Annotated in this window: 4 protein-coding genes; 3 read left to right on the forward strand and 1 reads right to left on the reverse strand. The window is 76.5% G+C overall.

Annotated elements, in window-relative coordinates:
* The first annotated feature begins 22 nt into the window (after positions 1 to 22).
* The 3 genes from ACGFIG_RS30295 (at position 23) to ACGFIG_RS30305 (ending at position 17,503) form a co-directional block, all read left to right on the forward strand.
* Positions 23 to 14,944, forward strand: a complete 14,922-nt coding sequence (locus ACGFIG_RS30295) for an SDR family NAD(P)-dependent oxidoreductase (protein WP_393008725.1) — start codon at positions 23 to 25, stop codon at positions 14,942 to 14,944.
* Between the two features lie 85 nt (positions 14,945 to 15,029).
* The gene (locus tag ACGFIG_RS30300; RefSeq protein ID WP_393008727.1) at positions 15,030 to 16,586 is read left to right on the forward strand and encodes a bifunctional 3-(3-hydroxy-phenyl)propionate/3-hydroxycinnamic acid hydroxylase; all 1,557 of its coding nucleotides are present in this window, start codon (positions 15,030 to 15,032) and stop codon (positions 16,584 to 16,586) included.
* A gap of 29 nt (positions 16,587 to 16,615) precedes the next feature.
* Positions 16,616 to 17,503 (forward strand): class I SAM-dependent methyltransferase, encoded by an 888-nt coding sequence (locus tag ACGFIG_RS30305; RefSeq protein WP_393008729.1) that lies wholly within the window; start codon positions 16,616 to 16,618, stop codon positions 17,501 to 17,503.
* A 69-nt stretch (positions 17,504 to 17,572) separates the two neighbouring features.
* Here ACGFIG_RS30305 and ACGFIG_RS30310 read toward each other — a convergent pair whose 3' ends face one another.
* The gene (locus ACGFIG_RS30310; RefSeq protein ID WP_393008731.1) at positions 17,573 to 18,334 is read right to left on the reverse strand and encodes a thioesterase II family protein; all 762 of its coding nucleotides are present in this window, start codon (positions 18,332 to 18,334) and stop codon (positions 17,573 to 17,575) included.
* Positions 18,335 to 18,408: the final 74 nt, after the last annotated feature.

Here is an 18,408-nt window from a genome sequence, read left to right on the forward strand (position 1 = left end):
GCCGACGGACGGATGTGGTGACATGCTTCGGAGCGACCTGATCCAGCCGTTGTCCGATCTGATCGAGGCGCACGCCGCCAGGTTGGGGAACAAGGTCGCATTCCGCGACGACCGTCGGGCGGTCGGATACGCCGACCTGGCGGCGCGGACCCGTCGGTTGGCCGGTCACCTGGCGGCGTCGGGGGTCGCGCGGGGCGACCGGGTCGCCTTCTGCCTCGGCAACCGCGTGGAGACGGTGGAGACCTGGCTGGCCGTGACACGGGCCGCCGCGGTCGGCGTACCGGTGAACCCGCACAGCACCGACGCGGAGCTGGCCCACCTCCTGGACGACTCCGGCGCGGTGCTGGTGGTCACCGACCCGCGCCACCTCGACCAGCTGCTGCGGCTGCGCGCCGACCGGCCGGCCCTGCGGATTGTGGTCACCGGGGACGACCCGGTTCCGGCCGGGATCGTCGCCTGGCGCGACCTGGTCGACACCGAGCCGGCCGTGGGCGCCCGCGACGACCTGGGCCTCGACGAGGTCGCCTGGATGCTCTACACCTCCGGCACCACCGGCCGGCCCAAGGGCGTGCTCTCCACCCAGCGCACCTGCCTCTGGTCCGTCGCCGCCTGCTACGTGCCGATCCCCGGGCTCACCGCCGCCGACCGGGTGGTCTGGCCGCTGCCGCTGTTCCACAGCCTCTCCCACATCGGGTGCGTGCTCAGCGTGACGGCCGTCGGCGCCACGGCCCGGCTCATCGACGGCTTCTCCGCCGACGACGTGCTGCGTGCGGTCGACGAGGACGAGGCCACCGTGCTGGCCGGTGTGCCGGCCATGTACCACCACCTGGTCACCGCCGCCCGGGAGACCGGCTTCCGTGCCCCGGCCCTGCGCGTCTGCCTGGTCGGCGGGGCGATCACCACCGGCGCGCTGCGGCGGGCGTTCGACGAGGTCTTCGACGCGCCGCTGCTCGACGCGTACGGCAGCACGGAGACCTGCGGCTCGATCGCCGTGACCCGGCCGGACCAGGCCCGGGTCGAGGGCTCCTGCGGGCGTGCGGTGCCCGGCGTCGAGGTACGCCTGGTCAGCCCGCAGACGGGTCTGGACGTGCCGACCGGCACCGAGGGGGAGGTCTGGGTCAGCGGCCCGAGCGTCATGCTCGGCTACCACGGCCTGCCGGAGGTCACCGCCGCCGCGCTGCGCGACGGCTGGTACCGCACCGGTGACCTGGCCCGCCGCGACGCCGACGGCAACATCTTCGTCACCGGTCGCCACCAGGAGCTGATCATCCGGGGCGGCGAGAAGATCCACCCGGCCGAGGTGGAGGAGGCGCTGCGCGCGGTGCCCGGCGTCGCCGACGTGGCGGTGACCGGCCGGCCGCACGAGGTGCTCGGCGAGGTGCCGGTGGCGTTCGTGGTGCCCGGGCCGGAGGGCTTCGACCCCCGCGCCGGGTACGCGGCCTGCCGGGAGAAGCTCAGCTACCACAAGGTCCCCGAGGCGCTGTACGAGATCGGGCAGGTGCCCCGCACCGCCTCCGGCAAGGTCACCCGCCGGCTCCTGCTCGACGGGCCGGCCCGGCTGCGGGCCGTCAACGGCAGCCACCACGAGGCGCTGAGCCTGCTCGCCTGGCAGCCGCTGGACCTGGCCGCCGTACCGCCGGTCGAGGCGCCCGTCCCGACGGCCGCGCAGGCCGCCGTCGCGCCGGCCCGCCGCTGGGCGCTCGTCGGCGCCGAGAGCGAGCCGCTGCTGGAGCCGCTGCGCGCGGCGTCGCCGGGAGACCGGTTCCGCGCCCACCGGGACCTGGCCGCGCTGCGCGAGGCCCCGGACGTGCCCGACGTGACGGTGCTCCTGGCCGGGCCGGCCGACGCCGACGCGGCGGACCTCGCCGACCGGGTGCGCGGCTGGCTCGACGACGACCGGTTCGCCGGCACCCGGCTGATGCTGCTGACCGGCCCGGCCGGCGACGCGGCCACCGGCCCCGGCACGAGCGGTACCGGCAGTGCGGGCGACGCCTCCGCGCAAGACGCCACCGCGCAGGACGCCGCCGCAGGCGAGGCCACCGCAGGCGACGCCATCGCGCAGGACGCCGCCGGGTGGACCGGGCCCGATCCGATGGCCGGCGCCGTCTGGGCCGTCGGGCGCAGCCTGCTGGCGGCGTACCCGGACCGGATCATGCTGGTCGACCACGACGCCGCGGACCGCTCGGTCGCCCTGCTGCCCGCCGTGGTGGACGCCGGCGCCGCGCAGGTCGCGCTGCGATCCGGGACGGCCCGGCACGCGGCTCTCGTACCCGCCCCGGCGGCCATGCCGGCCCGGCCGGTGACCGTGGCCGACCCGGACCGCCCGGTCCTGATCACCGGCGCCGACGGGCCGACCGGCGCCGCGCTGGCCCGGCACCTCGTCGCCGCGCACCGCGTCCGCCGGCTGCGGCTGCCGCACGCCGGCGTGACGCCCACCCCGGGCCTGGTGGACCTGGTCGCCGAACTCGCCGCCGCCGGCGCCGAGGCTGTCGCGCTGCCCGCCGACCGGGCCGGCGACGAGCCGCTCGGCGCCGTCTTCCTCTGCCCCGGCGAAGACGACCTGGCCGACGCCGGGGGCGTGGCCCGGCTGCTGGGCCTCGCCGCGACGCTGGACGCCGCGACCCGGCACCCGGGGGCCGCGTTCACCGTCCTCGCCCCGTCGGCCCTGCTGCTGGGCGCCGCGGGCCGGGAGCGGGCCGCCTCGGGCGTCGGCGCCCTGCACGCCCTGGCCGCCTGCCGTCGGGCCGCCGGCCACCCGGCCCGGCTCGTCGGCACGACCGCGCCCGCCGAGCGCGAGCCGTCGCCCTCGGCGGTGACCGGATCCGGAGCGGGAGCCGCACGCGCCGACCTCGCCGCGTTCGACGTGGCCCACGACGGCGACGACCTGGTCGTGCTCGCCCATCCGGCGGGCCACGCCGACGCCGCGCACCCCGCCTGGCGCGGACCCGTCGCGGAACCCCGCGCCGCCGACGACCGGGACGCCGCCGAGCTGCGCCGCCGACTGGCCGGCCTCACCACCGCCGAGGGAGACCGGCTCCTGCTCGACCTGGTCCGCACCGCCACCGCGCAGGTGGCCGGGCTGCCCGGCCCGGCCGCGGTCCGCCCCGGCCGGGCCTTCAAGGAACTCGGCTTCACCTCGGTCGCCGCGGTCGCGCTGCGCGACCGGTTGGCCCAGGCCACCGGGGTACGCCTCTCCGCCACGGCCGCATTCGACCGGCCCAGCCCGGAGGCCCTCGCCCGACACCTCGCCGCCCGGCTGCGCGGCGCCGTTCCGCAGGCCGTTTCCACGGCGGACCGCTCGGCACAGCCGTCCACCGGGGACGATCCGGTGGTCGTCGTCGCCATGGCGTGCCGGCTCCCCGGCGGCGTCGGCTCCCCCGAGGAGCTGTGGGAGCTGGTCGACCAGGGTCGGGAAGGGCTCACGGAGTTCCCCACGGACCGGGGCTGGGACCTGGCCAACCTGTTCTCCGACGACCCCGACCGCCCCGGCACCTCGTACGCCCGGGTGGGCGGCTTCCTCACCGACGCCGCGGAGTTCGACGCCACCCTGTTCGCGATCAGCCCGCGCGAGGCGCTCGCCATGGACCCGCAGCAGCGGCTGCTGCTGGAGACGTCCTGGGAGCTTTTCGAGCGGGCCGGCATCGACCCCACCTCGCTGCGCGGCAGCGCCACGGGCGTCTTCACCGGCGTCATGCACCACGACTACGCCGCGAACCTGCGCCAGGCGCCGCCCGGCACCGAGGGCTACCTCGGCGTCGGCACCGCCGGTAGCGTCGTCTCCGGCCGGGTCGCGTACGCGTTGGGGCTGGAGGGGCCGGCGGTCACCGTCGACACGGCGTGCTCGTCGTCGCTGGTGGCGCTGCACCTGGCCGCCCAGGCGCTGCGCGCCGGGGACTGCTCGCTCGCCGTGGCCGGCGGCGTGGCGGTGATGGGCACCCCGCAGGCGTTCGTGGAGTTCAGCCGGCAGCGTGGGCTCGCCCCGGACGGCCGGTGCAAGGCGTTCGCCGACGGGGCCGACGGCACCGGCTGGTCCGAGGGCGTCGCCGTGCTGCTGCTGGAACGGCTCTCCGACGCCCGCCGGCACGGGCACCCCGTCCTCGCCGTGCTGCGCGGCTCCGCCGTCAACTCCGACGGCGCGTCCAACGGGCTGACCGCCCCGAACGGGCCCGCCCAGGAGCGGGTCATCCGGCGGGCGCTGGACGCGGCCGGGCTCTCCACCGCCGACGTGGACGTCGTCGAGGCGCACGGCACCGGCACGTCGCTCGGCGACCCGATCGAGGCGCAGGCGCTGCTCGCCACGTACGGGGTGGGCCGCGGCGACGCCGAGCCGCTGCGGCTGGGCTCGTTGAAGTCCAACCTCGGCCACACCCAGGCCGCCGCCGGGGCCGCCGGGGTGATCAAGATGGTGCTCGCGATGCGGCACGGCAGGCTGCCCCGCACCCTGCACGTCGACGCCCCGACGTCCGAGGTGGACTGGTCCGCCGGCGCGGTCGAGGTGCTCGCCGAGGCCCGCCCGTGGCCCGACGTACGCCGACCCCGCCGGGCCGGCGTCTCGTCGTTCGGCATCAGCGGCACCAACGCCCACGTCATCGTCGAGGCGCCCGCCGACCCGCCGACCGAGCCGGCGGACGCCGACCGGCAGTCGCCGTCCGGCACCGTCGGAGCGCAGCCGTCGCCCGAGGCCGCCGCCAGTCGGCCACCCGTACCGTGGCTGCTCGCGGCGGCCACCGGCGAGGCCCTGCGGGACCAGGCGGCCCGCCTGCTGGCCTGGCTCGACGGGCCGGGGGCGGACACCGACCCGGCCGACGTCGGGCACGCCCTCGCCACCACCCGCGCCGCCCTCGAACACCGGGCGGTGGTGCTGGTCGGCGACCGGGACAGCGCCCGGACGGGGCTCGGCGCGCTGACCCGCAGCGACCCGGACCCGGACCTGCCGACCGTGCTGACCGGCCGGGTCGTCGACGGCCAACTCGGCCTGCTCTTCGGCGGGCAGGGCGGCCAGCGCGCCGGCATGGGCCGCGAGCTACACGCGGCGTACCCCGTCTTCGCGGCCGCCTTCGACGCGGCCTGCGCCGAACTCGACCGCTGTCTCGCCGGCCACGCCCCGCTCCCCGTCGCGGACGTCGTCCTCGCGGCCGAGGGCACCGCGGTGGCCGAGCTGCTCGACGAGACCCTGTACACCCAGCCGGGGCTGTTCGCCTTCGAGGTGGCGCTATACCGCCTCCTGGAGTCCTGGGGGGTACGTCCCGACGCGGTGCTCGGCCACTCCGTCGGCGAGCTGGCCGCCGCGCACGTGGCCGGGGTGTTCTCCCTCGCCGACGCGGCGGCGCTGGTCGCCGCCCGCGCCCGGCTGATGCAGCAGCTCCCCGCCGGGGGCGCGATGGTGGCCGTCGAGGCCGACGAGGCCGAGGTCGCCGCGCACCTGACCGACCGGGTGGGCCTCGCCGCCGTCAACGGCCCCACCAGCGTCGTCCTCTCCGGCGACACCGACGCGGTGCTGGCCGTCGCGGACACCCTGCGCGCGGCCGGGCGTCGGACCAGCCGGCTGCGGGTGTCGCACGCGTTCCACTCGCCGCGCATGGACCCGATGCTCGACGAGTTCCGCGCGGTCGCGGCCGGCCTCACGTACCGCACCCCGCACCTGCCCGTGGTGTCCAACCTGACCGGTCACCCCGTCGACCCGGCCCGGCTCTGCTCGCCCGAGCACTGGGTGGCGCACGTGCGGGGCACCGTCCGCTTCCACGACGGCGTACGGGCCCTGCACGGGCAGGGCGTCACCACCTTCCTGGAGATCGGCCCGGCCGGCGTACTCACCGCGATGGCCCAGGACTGCCTCGTCGCCGAGGCCGACGAACTGGCCTTCGTCCCCGCCGTACGCGGCACCGCCGGTGAGGTCGAGGCGCTGCTCGCCGCCGTGGCGCGGCTGCACGTGCGGGGCGTCGCCGTGGACCGTGCCACCCTGGCCGGCCCCGGGCCGCACCGCCGCGTCGACCTGCCCACGTACGCCTTCCAGCGCCGGCACTACTGGCTGCCCGCCCCCACCGGCGCCGGCGGTCCCGTCGGCGTCGGGCTGGCCGACGCCGGGCACCCGCTGCTCGGCGGCCTGTTGGCGGTCGCCGGCACCGGGCAGGTGGTCTGCACCGGGCAGCTCTCCACGGCCACGCAGCCGTGGCTGGCCGCCCCCGGCGACGGCACGGCGCCGCTGCTGCCCGCCACCGCCCTGCTGGACATGCTCGCCCACCTCGGTGGACAGCTCGGCGCCCCGAGCGTGCGGCGGCTGCGCGTGCCCGAGCCGGTGCCGCTGCCCGCCGAGGCGACCATCGAGGTGCAGCTCAGGGCCGGCGCGCCGGACGAGCACGGGCACCGGGTGGCGCACTGCCACGTCCGGTCCGGCGAGGGGCAGCCCTGGCGCGAGGTCGCCGAGGCCGTGCTCGCACCCGTCGATCCGGAGAGCGGCCGGGGCGCCCCCACCCCCGTCTGGCCGCCCACCGGGGCCCGACCCGTGGACCTGAACGCCCCGCAGCACCAGGCGATGGCCGGAGAGCTGGCCCGGGCCGCGTGGGTCGCCGCCGACCGGCTCTTCGTCGACGTACGCCTGCCCGAGGACGCCCGCGACCCGGACGCCGAGCGGTACGGTGTGCACCCGCTGGTGCTGGAGGCGGCCCTGCGCCTGCTCCCGCTCGCCGACTTCGCGCCCGGCGACGACGCCCGGCCCGCCGCCCGGCTGCTGCCCACCGAGTGGGCGGGGGTGCGCCACCACGCCGTCGGGGCGCACGCGCTGCGCGTCTGCCTGGCCCCCGCCGGGGCGGACGCGGTGACGCTGAGTGCCGTCGACGACGCCGGCGTGCCCGTGCTCGACGTGGACCGCGTGGTGCTGCGGACCATGGACCTGCCGTCCGCCGACGCGCCCACGCCGCCGGCCGCGCCCGCCGGGCTGTACGCCGTCGACTGGCTGCCCGCCGCGTTCCCGGCGACGCCGGCACCGGCCTGGACGCTCGCCGACGGCACGCCGCCGGACGGACCGCTGCCGCCGCTGCTGGTGCTGCGGGTCGGTGACGGCGAGCCGGGCCGGCCGGTGCCCGACCGGGCGCACGCCGTCGGCCTCGCCGTGCTCGGGGTGCTCCAGGACTGGCTGGCCGACCCCCGCGCCGAGACCACCCGCCTCGCCCTCGCCGTGCGCGACGGCGACCCGGTGCACGCCCCGGTGGCCGGGCTGGTCCGGGTCGCCCAGGCCGAGCAACCCGACCGCTTCCTCCTGCTCAACCTCGACGCCACCGACGACGCCACCGTCCGCGCGGCGCTGGCCGTCACGGCGGACGAACCCGAGGTGGCCGTCCGCGACGGGCGCGCGCTGCTGCCCCGGCTCCGCCCCGTCGAGCGGCCCCCGGCCGGTACGCCGCTCGCGGCCCTGGCCGGCGGCACCGTGCTGGTCACCGGCGGCACCGGCGGGATCGGCCGGCACGTCGCCACCCACCTCGCCACCGCGTACGGCGTCAGCGAACTGGTGCTGCTCAGCCGCGGCGGCCGGGCCGGTGACTGGACGACCGCGCTGACCGACGCCGGCGTCACCGTCCGGGTGGTCGCGGCCGACGTCGCCGACCGGGCGGCGCTCGCCGAGGTGATCGCCCCGCTGGCCGACCGGCTCGTCGCCGTCGTGCACGCCGCCGGGGCCACCGACGACGCGCTGCTCACCGACCTCGACCCGACCCGCTGGGCACAGGCACTGCGGTCCAAGGTGCACGGCGCCTGGCACCTGCACGAGCTCACGGCCGGGCTCGACCTGGCCGCGTTCGTGCTCTTCTCCTCGGCCGCCGCCACCTTCGGCAGCCCCGGCCAGGGCAACTACGCGGCCGGCAACGCGTTCCTCGACGCGCTCGCCGCGCACCGCCGCGCCCAGGGCCTCCCCGCGAGCGCCCTGGCCTGGGGCCTGTGGGCCGCCGAGGACGGGATGGCCGGCCGGCTCAGCCCCGCCGACCTGGCCCGGCTCGCCCGCGGCGGCACCCGCCCCCTCGACACCGCCGCCGGACTCGCGCTGTTCGACGCCGCCCTGCACGTCGACCGGCCGGCGCTCGTGCCGATCGGGCTCGACCTGGCCGCCGTACGGACCTCCGGCGAGGTGCCCGCCCTGCTGCGGGCGCTGCTGCCCCCGCCGCCCCGCCGGGCCGTCAACGCCGCCTCCGCGCCCGCCTCCGCGAAGGGCTTCGCCGACCGGCTGGCCGAACTCGCCGAACCCGAGCGTGCCGACCTGCTGCTGGACCTCGTACGCACCCGGTGCGCCACCGTCGTCGGGCACACCGGCCCCGAGCAGGTCGAGCCGCGCCGCCCGTTCAAGGACCTCGGCTTCGACTCGCTGATGGCCGTGGAGCTGAGCAACCGGCTCACCGCCGTCACCGGCGTGCGGCTCGCCCCGCACGCCGTGTTCAACCACCCCACCCCCGAGCTGCTCGCCGCGCACCTGCACGCCCGGCTGCTCGGCACCGCCGCCACCGAGGTCACCGACGCGAGCACCGTCGCCCTGGACGAGCCGGTCGCCATCGTCGCGATGGCCTGCCGGTTCCCCGGCGGCATCGGCTCCCCGGAGGAGCTGTGGCGGCTGCTCGACGCGGGCGCCGACGTCATCGGCGACCTGCCGGACGACCGGGGCTGGCCGCTGGCCGACCTCTACGACCCGGTGCCCGGCACGTCCGGCCGGACGTACGTGCGCTCCGGCGGGTTCCTCACCGGCATCGCCGACTTCGACGCCGAGTTCTTCGGCATCAGCCCCCGCGAGGCCCTCGCCATGGATCCGCAGCACCGGCTGCTGCTGGAGACCTCCTGGGAGGCGCTGGAACGCGGTGGCATCGACCCGGCCACCCTGCGGGGCAGCCGCACCGGCGTCTTCGCCGGCACCCACGGGCAGGACTACGCCGACCGGGTGGCTCCCGGCGTCGTCTCCGACGACGGCGAGGTCACCGCCGACGAGGGGCACCTGCTCACCGGCACCGCCGGCAGCGTCCTCTCCGGCCGGGTCGCGTACGCGCTCGGGCTGGAGGGACCCGCCGTCACCGTGGACACCGCCTGCTCGGCGTCCCTGGTCGCGCTGCACCTGGCCGTCCAGGCGCTGCGCCAGGGCGACTGCGACCTGGCGCTGGCCGGTGGCGTGTCGGTGATGTCCACCCCGGCCGGGCTGACCGGCTTCAGCCGCCAGCGCGGTCTCGCCGCCGACGGGCGGTGCAAGGCGTTCGCCGAGGACGCCGACGGCTTCGGCATGTCCGAGGGCGTCGGGATGCTGGTGGTGGAGCGGCTCTCCGAGGCCCGGCGCCGGGGCCACCCCGTGCTGGCCGTCGTGCGCGGCTCGGCCGTCAACCAGGACGGCGCGTCCAACGGGCTGACCGCCCCGAACGGGCCGTCGCAGGAACGGGTCATCCGCGCCGCGCTGAGCGCCGCCGGACTGACCGCCGCCGACGTCGACGTGGTGGAGGCGCACGGCACCGGCACGTCGCTCGGCGACCCCATCGAGGCGGAGGCGATCCTCGCCACGTACGGGCAGCGCCCGGCCGGCGCCGCGCCGGTGCTGCTCGGCTCGGTCAAGTCCAACCTCGGGCACACCCAGGCCGCGGCCGGCGTCGCTGGCGTACTCAAGATGGTCCTCGCCATGCGGCACGGCCGGCTGCCCCGCACCCTGCACGCCGAGCGCCGCAGCTCGCGGGTCGACTGGGACTCGGGATCGGTGCAGCTGCTCACCGAGGCCCGCCCGTGGCCGTCGGCGGGCCGGCCGGCGCGCGCCGGCGTCTCGTCGTTCGGCATCAGCGGCACCAACGCCCACGTGATCGTCGAGTCGGTCGCCGATCCGGCGCCGGAGGCCGCCGCCGATCCCGAGCCGCCGCAGGCCCCCGCACTGCCGTGGCTGCTGTCGGCGCGTACCCCGCAGGCGCTCGCCGGCCAGGCGCGCCGGCTGCGGGAGCACCTCGCCGGCCGGCCCGACCAGCGGCCCCTCGACGTGGCCTGGTCGCTGGCCACCAGCCGGAGCACCTTCGACTCCCGGGCGGTGCTGGTCGGCACGTCGGCCGACCGGTTCGCCGACGCCCTCGACGCGCTCGCCGAGGGCCGGCCCGACCCGGCGGTCACGCGGGGCGAGGCCCGGCCCGTCGGCCGGTGCGTCTTCGTCTTCCCCGGGCAGGGCTCCCAGTGGCTCGGCATGGGCCTGGACCTGCTCGACCAGGCCCCGGTGTTCGCCGAGCGGATGGCGGCCTGCGACGCGGCGCTGCGGCCGTACCTGGACTGGTCGCTGCTGGACGTGCTGCGGCAGGTGCCCGGCGCGCCCGGCCTCGACGAGGTCGACGTCGTGCAGCCCGCCCTGTTCGCGATGATGGTGTCGCTGGCCGAGCTGTGGCGCTCGTACGGTGTGCAGCCGGCCGCCGTGGTCGGCCACTCCCAGGGCGAGATCGCCGCCGCCTGCGTCGCCGGGGTGCTCTCCCTGCCCGACGCGGCCCGGGTGGTGGCGCTGCGCAGCCGGGCGCTGCGGGCCCTGGCCGGGCACGGGGCGATGGCCTCCGTCGCGCTGCCCGCCGACACGGTCCGCGACCGGATCGCCCGCTTCGGCGAGCGGATCTCGGTCGCCGCCGTGAACGGACCGGCCGCCGTCGTCGTCTCCGGCGAGCCGGAGGCGGTCGAGGAACTCCTCGCCGAACTGGCCGGCGAGCAGGCCCGGGTGCGACGCATCGCCGTCGACTACGCCTCCCACTCCGCGCAGGTGGAACGCATCCGCGACGAGCTGGCCGGGGTGCTGGCGGGCATCACCCCGGGCCCGGCGGCCGTGCCGCTGTTCTCCACCACCGACCTGCGCTGGCTCGACGGCGAGGAGATGGGGCCCGACTACTGGTACCGCAACCTGCGGCAGCCCGTCGAGCTGGAACGGGCGATCCGCGCGCTGGCCGCCGAGGGCCACGACACGTACGTCGAGTGCAGCCCCCATCCGGTGCTCACGGTCGGCGTCGAGGAGACCCTCGCCGACCACGGCGGCGATGCGGTGGTGGTCGGCTCGGTGCAACGCGACCAGGGCGGCCGGGAACGGTTCCTGCTCTCCCTGGCCCAGCTGCACGTGTGCGGGGTCGCGGTGGACTGGCGGCCCGCGTTGGCCGGCGGCCGGCGGGTCGACCTGCCCACGTACACGTTCGCCCACCGCCGCTACTGGCCCCGGCCCCTCGCCGGCCCCGGCGACGTCGGCGCCGCCGGCCTGGACGCCGCCGACCATCCCCTGCTCGGTGCGTCGGTCGCGCTGGCCGAGACGAGGGGGCACCTGTTCACCGGACGGCTGTCGACCGACGCGCAGCCGTGGCTGGCCGACCACCGGGTCACCGACAGCGTGCTGGTGCCCGGCACCGGCCTGGTGGAACTCTGCCTGCGCGTCGGCGACGAGATCGGCCACCCCGTCCTCGACGAACTGGTCATCGAGGCTCCGCTGACCCTGCCCGCCGACGGGGCGACCCAGGTGCAGGTGGCGGTCGGCCCGGGCGGCGAGGACGGACGCCGCCCGGTGACCGTGCACTCCCGGCCCGCCGACGCGCCCGCGGGGCAGCCGTGGACCCGGCACGCCAGCGCCACCCTCTCCGCCGACCAGCCCGCCGTGTCGCCGCAGCTCACCGCGTGGCCGCCGCGCGACGCCCGCCCCGTCGACCTGACCGGCTTCTACGCCGGCCTGGCAGCCGACGGCTACGCGTACGGGCCGGCGTTCCAGGGCCTGCGCGCGGTGTGGACCAGCGGCGACGAGGTCTACGCCGAGGTGGAGCTGCCGGCGGCCCAGCGGGTCGACGCCGGCCGGTACGGCCTGCACCCCGCCCTGTTCGACGCCGCCCTGCACGCCGCGCACTTCGGCGGTCTCGCCGGTGCCGGTGCCGGCCAGCTGCTGTTGCCGTTCGCCTGGAACGGCGTCAGCCTGCACGCCACCGGCGCGACCGCCCTGCGGGTACGGCTGACCCAGGTCGGGCCGCACGCCATCGCGCTGACCGTCGCCGACCCCACCGGCGCCCCGGTGGCCGAGGTGACCACCCTGACGATGCGCCCGATCTCCACCGCCGAGTTGGCCGTCACCGACGACCGCGCCACCCGCGACGCCCTGTTCCGCGTCGACTGGACGCCGCTGCCACCGGCCGAGGCGGCCACCCCGGTCGACGCCGTGGCCGTCGCCCCCGGCCTGGACGGGTTCCCGCTGCACCCCGGCCTGGACGGGCTCGCTGCCGCCGTCGACGCGGGACTGGCCCTGCCCGGGGCCGTGCTCGTGCCGCTCGACGCGCAACCCGCGCAGTCCACCCCCGGTGCGGCCCGGCACGCCGCCGTGCAGGCCCTCGACCTGGTCCGGCGCTGGCTCACCGAGCCCCGCTGGGCGGCGTCGCGGCTGCTGCTGGTGACCCGGGGCGCGGTGGCCGTGCACCACGCCGGCGAGGTGACCGACCCGGCCGCCGCGACGGCGTGGGGCCTGCTCCGCTCCGCCCAGTCGGAGAACCCGGACCAGGTGGTCGTCGTCGACGTCGACGGCGACGGGATCGGCCCCGACCAGGTCGCCGCGCTGCTGGCGGCGGCCGAGCCGCAGGCCGCGATCCGGGGCGGCGCGGCGTACGTGCCACGGCTGGCGCGGGCCGGCTCGGCGGGCGAGCTGACCGCCCCGCCCGCCGCCGCGTGGCGGCTGGACGCGCCGGTGCGGGGCAGCCTGGAGAACCTCACCCTGAGCCCGACCGACGCGGCCGAGGCCGTTCTCGGCCCCCGCGAGGTCCGGGTCCGCGTCCGTGCCGCCGGCCTCAACTTCCGCGACGTGCTCAACGCGCTCGGCCTCTACCCGGGCGACGCGGGGCCGCTCGGGGGCGAGGGCGCCGGCGAGGTCGTCGAGGTGGGCACCGAGGTGACCGACCTGCGGCCCGGCGACCGGGTGTTCGGGGTCTTCGTGGGCTGCTTCGGGCCCGTCGCGGTCACCGACCGCCGGTTGCTGGCCCCGATGCCGGCCAACTGGTCGTTCGTCGAGGCCGCCTCCGTGCCGGTGGTCTTCCTGACCGCGTACCACGGGCTGGTCAACCTGGCCGGGCTCACCCGGGGCGAGTCGGTGCTGGTGCACGCGGCGGCCGGCGGCGTCGGCATGGCCGCCGTGCAGCTCGCCCGCCACCTCGGGGCCGAGGTGTACGCCACCGCCAGCCCCGCCAAGTGGGACGCCCTGCGCGCGCTGGGTCTCGACGAGGAGCACCTGGCGTCCTCCCGGACCCTCGACTTCGAGACCCGCTTCACCGACGCCACCGGCGGCCGGGGCGTAGACGTCGTACTGGACTCGCTGGCCCGCGAGTTCGTCGACGCCTCGCTGCGGCTGCTGCCGCGCGGCGGGCGGTTCATCGAGATGGGCAAGACCGACATCCGCGACGCCGCCCGCGTCGCCGCCGACCACCCGGGGGTGGCCTACACCGCCTTCGACCTGACCCTCGAGGACCCCGACGAGGTGCAGCGCATGCTCGTCGTGCTGCTGGGGCTCTTCGAACGGGGGACCCTCACCCCGCTGCCCACCCAGGTGTGGGACGTCCGCCAGGCGCCGGAGGCGTTCCGGCACGTCAGCCAGGCCCGGCACGTCGGCAAGGTGGTGCTCACCATGCCCCCGGCGTGGGACCCCGACGGCACGGTGCTGCTGACCGGCGGCACCGGGACCCTGGGCCGGCTGGTCGCCCGGCGGCTGGTCGAGACCCACGGCGTACGACGGCTGCTGCTGGTCAGCCGCCGCGGCGAGCAGGCTCCCGGGGCGGCCGAGGCGGTCGACGAACTACGCCGGCTGGGCGCCGAGGCCACGGTCGTGGCGGCCGACGTGTCCGACCGGGACAACCTCGCCGGGGTGCTGGCGGCGGTGCCGGAGCGGCACCCGCTGACCGCGGTCGTGCACCTCGCCGGGGTGCTCGACGACGGGGTGGTCACCGCCCTGACCCCGCAGCGCGTCGACACGGTCTTCGCGCCGAAGCTCGACGCCGCATGGCACCTGCACGAGCTCACCCGGCACCTCGACCTCGCCGGGTTCGTGCTCTTCTCCTCCGGCGCCGGCGTCTTCGGCGTGCCCGGTCAGGCCAACTACGCGGCGGCCAACGCGTTCCTCGACGCGCTCGCGCTGGCCCGCCGGGCCGAAGGGCTGCCGGGCCGGTCGTTCGCCTGGGGGCTGTGGGAGCAGGCCAGCGAGATGACCGCCAAGCTGGACCGCTCCGACCCCCGGATCACCGCCCGCGACGGGCAGCTCGCGATCCCGTCGGAGCTGGGGATGGCCCTGTTCGACGCGGGCCTGCGGCTGGCCGAGCCGGTCCTGGTGCCGACCAGGATCGACGTCGCCGCGCTCGGCGAGCGGGTCGAGCGGCCCCCGGCCCTGCTGCGCGGGCTGCTGCGCCGGGAGCGGCCGACCGCGCGGGCGGCCGCCCCGACCGCCGGCGGGCGTACCCTCGCCGACGAGCTGGCGGCGCTGGACGGGCCGGAGCGCCACAACCTGGTGGTCGACCTGGTACGCGAGCAGGCGGCGAGCGTGCTCGGGCACGGCAGCCGCGCGGCGGTGGCCCCGGGCCGGGCGTTCAGCCAGATCGGCTTCGACTCGCTGACCGCCGTCGAGCTGCGCAACCGGCTGACCACGGCCACCGGCCTGCGCCTGCCGGCCACGCTGATCTTCGACTACCCGGACCCGAACGAGCTGGCCACGTACCTGGTGTCCCAGCTGGCGCCGGACACCGGCCCGCCGGTGCCGCCGGTCCTCGCGGACCTGGAGAACCTGGAGCGTTCGCTGACCGAGGCCAGCGTCGAGGCGGAGCTGCACGAGCAGATCGGGTCCCGGCTGGAGGTGCTGATCGCCAAGTGGCGGACGATGCGCGCCGGTTCGGGCGGCGATCCCGATCCCGACCTCGACCTCGAACTGGCCAGCGACGACGACCTGTTCGACCTCATCGACTCCGAACTCGGTCTCTGATGGCCGTCCGGCCGCCCCGCGCGGCGCGAGCCGTCCCCGCCCACACCGTGTCCGACCGACTCCCGAGGAACCGATACCGATGCTGATGACCGACGTCCTGATCGTGGGCTACGGCCCCGTCGGTGAGATGCTCACGATCCTGCTGGCGCAGCGGGGGCTCACCGTCACGGCGGTCGAGCGCTGGGCCACCCCGTACAACTTCCCCCGCGCGGTGTCGTACGACGGGGAGGCGAGCCGCATCCTGGCCGCCGCCGGCGTCGCCGACCGCCTCGGCCCGGTGGTGGAGTCGTCGGGCGAGTACACCTTCAAGAACGGCTTCGGCCGGACCCTGCTGCACGTCAAGGTCACCGGCGACGGCCCGATGGGCTGGCCCGACTCGGTCTCCTTCTACCAGCCCGGCCTGGAGGCGCTGCTCGCCGAGCGGGGAGCGGAGCTGCCGGGCGTCACGGTGCTGCGCCCGTACCAGGTGACGGGCCTGGTCGAGCACGACGACCGGGTCGAGGTGACCATCGCCGGGCCGGACGGCGAGGAGGTCCGCGCGGTCCGCTGGGTCGTCGGCTGCGACGGGGCCAACAGCTTCGTCCGGGAGCACCTGGGCGGCGGCGTCACCGACCTCGGCTTCACGCACGACTGGCTGGTCTGCGACGTGGTGCCGCACGAGGCCCGCGAGTTCAAGCCGAACAACCTCCAGGTCTGCGACCCGGCGCGCCCCCGCACGGCCGTGTCGGCCGGCCCGGGGCACCGGCGGTGGGAGTTCATGCGGGTGCCGGGGGAGAGCCGGGAGGAGTTCGAGAGCCTCGAGAGCGTGTGGCGGCTGCTCGGCCTGTTCGACATCACCCCCGACAACGCGACCCTGGAGCGGTACGGGGTCTACACCACTCAGGCCTGCTCGGCCGAGCGCTGGCGGTCGGGGCGGATCATGATCGCCGGCGACGCGGCGCACGTGATGCCGCCGTTCATGGGGCAGGGGATGAGCTCGGGCTTCCGCGACGCCCTCAACCTCGCCTGGAAGCTCGACCTGGTGCACCGCGGCCTCGCCGACGAGGCGCTGCTGGACACCTACCAGGAGGAGCGCTGCGCGCACGTGCAGCACGCCATCCGGATGTCCATGGACTCGGGCACGGTGATCTGCGAGACCGACCGCGCCGCCGCGGCCGGCCGCGACGCCGCCATGCTCGCCGAGTTGCGCCGGCGTACCGCCCGCCCGCGCACCCGGTCCCTGTTGGAGCCTCTGGCCGGCGGGGTCCTGCACGGCCGCGAGAACGGGGCCGGCGTGCCGATGCCGCAGGGCCGCGTCGAGGTCGACGGCCGTACCGGGCTCTTCGACGACGTCGTCGGCACCGGCTTCGCCCTGCTCTGCGCCGAGGACCCCGACGACCTGCTCGACGCCGACGCCCGGGCTGTCCTGGACTCGCTCGGCGCCCGGGTCGTCCGGATCGTTCCCGCCGGCGCGCCCGCCCCCGCACCGGGCGCCGCGCCGACCGCCTTCGACCTCGACGACGTGTACCTGCCCCACCTCAAGCAGTACGACGCGGTGGCGGTGCTCGTCCGGCCCGACTTCTACGTCTTCGGCACCGCCGCTGACCCGGCCGCTGTGCCCGCGCTCGTCGAGGACCTGCGCCAGCAGGTCCGGCGCGGCTGATCGGCATCCACCCACCGGAAGGAACCGACATGTTCGAGAACCTGAAGATCGCCGGCCGGGCGATCCGCACGGTCTTCACCGCCGACCCCATCACCCGGGTCCGGCGCTTCTACGAGATCCAGTCGCCCGACGTCGAGTTCGCGGCCCGCCGTACCCACTACATGAACGTGGGCTACTGGTCCGACGGGGTCACCGACATCGACACGGCCGCCGAGGCACTGGCCGACAAGCTCGCCGACGCCGCCGGGCTCAAGCCTGACGACACCGTCCTCGACGTCGGCTTCGGCTACGCGGACCAGGACTTCAAGTGGCTGCGCGAGCGCCAGGTCGCCAAGGTGTACGGCCTGAACATCACCCCGCACCACGTCGAGGCGGCGCAGCGCCGGGCACAGGAGGAGGGGCTCGCGGACCGGACCGACTTCCGGCTGGGCAGCGCCACCGAACTGCCCTTCGAGGACAACACCTTCGACCGGGTCGTCGCCCTGGAGTCGGCCTTCCACTTCTACCCGCGCAGCGCGTTCTTCGCCGAGGCGCTGCGGGTGCTGCGCCCGGGCGGTGTGCTCGCCACGGCCGACATCATCCCGGTCAGCGGCGACGTCGTCCGCGCGGCCATCCAGTCCGGCCCGCTGAGCTTCGTCAAGTTCAGCATCCCGAAGGAGAACTGGCACGACCGGGACACCTACCGGCAGGAGCTGGTCGAGGCGGGCTTCGCCAACCCGGAGGTGCACTCGATCAAGGAGCAGACCTGGGAGGGTTGGCGGGCGTACATGGCCGGGCGGACCAACGACCCCGAGTTCCGTGCCGTCGTCAAGCCCGCCGTACGCAAGAGCATGGCGGCGCACTGGAAGAACCAGGACCTGATGAAGCGGGAGCTGGCGCAGCTCGACTACGTGATCGCGGTCGGCCACAAGCGCTGACTCCGCGCACGGACGAGGGGCCCGCCGACCGGTGGTGACACCGGTGGACGGGCCCCTCGTCTGGTGGGATCAGATCGCCGGCGCACCGCTCAGGGCCGTCGAGATGGTCCGCAGGACCGCCGGCTGGTGCTCGGCCAGGAAGAAGTGCCCGCCCGGGTAGACCTTGATGTCGAACGCCCCCGTGGTGTGGGTCGACCAGGCCCGGGCCTCCTCGACCGTCGTCTTCGGGTCGTCGTCGCCCGTGAAGACGGTGATCGGGCAGCTCAGCGGCGGACCCGGCCGGTAGGTGTAGGTCTCGGCGGCCCGGTAGTCGCTGCGGATGGCCGGTAGCGCGGCGCGCAGCATCTCCGGGTCCCCGAGGACCGCGGAGTTGGTGCCGCTCAGCTTCCGGACGTCGGCCAGCAGCCCCTCGTCGTCGAGCAGGTGCACCGTCTCGTGCCGCTCCTGCGACGGCGCGCGGCGCCCGGACGCGAACAGGTGCGCGGCCCTGCCGCCGTCCTGCTCGATGAGCCGGGCGAGTTCGAAGCCGACGCTGGCCCCCATGCTGTGCCCGAAGATGGCCACCGGCTCGTCCAGCCAGGGCCGCAGCACGGTGAAGACCTCGCGCGCGAGCTGGTGGATGTCACCGATGCACTTCTCGTGGCGCCGGTCCTGCCGGCCCGGGTACTGGATCGACAGCACCTCCACGGCGGGGGAGAGGCTGCGGGAGACGGGGAAGTAGAAGCTGGCCGACCCGCCGGCGTGGGGCAGGCACACCAACCGCCTCGCGCCGCCCGGGGCGGGGTGGAAGCGTCGCACCCACAAGCCGTTGTCGGTATCTGGCGTCGTCATCCTTGGCGGTCCTTCCGGCGACTGCGGTTCCCGACCGGATCGGCGCAGACCCGGTCGAGGCGACGCTAGTGCGG

The organism is Micromonospora sp. NPDC049048 (genome assembly GCF_043197615.1).
GTDB lineage: Bacteria > Actinomycetota > Actinomycetes > Mycobacteriales > Micromonosporaceae > Micromonospora.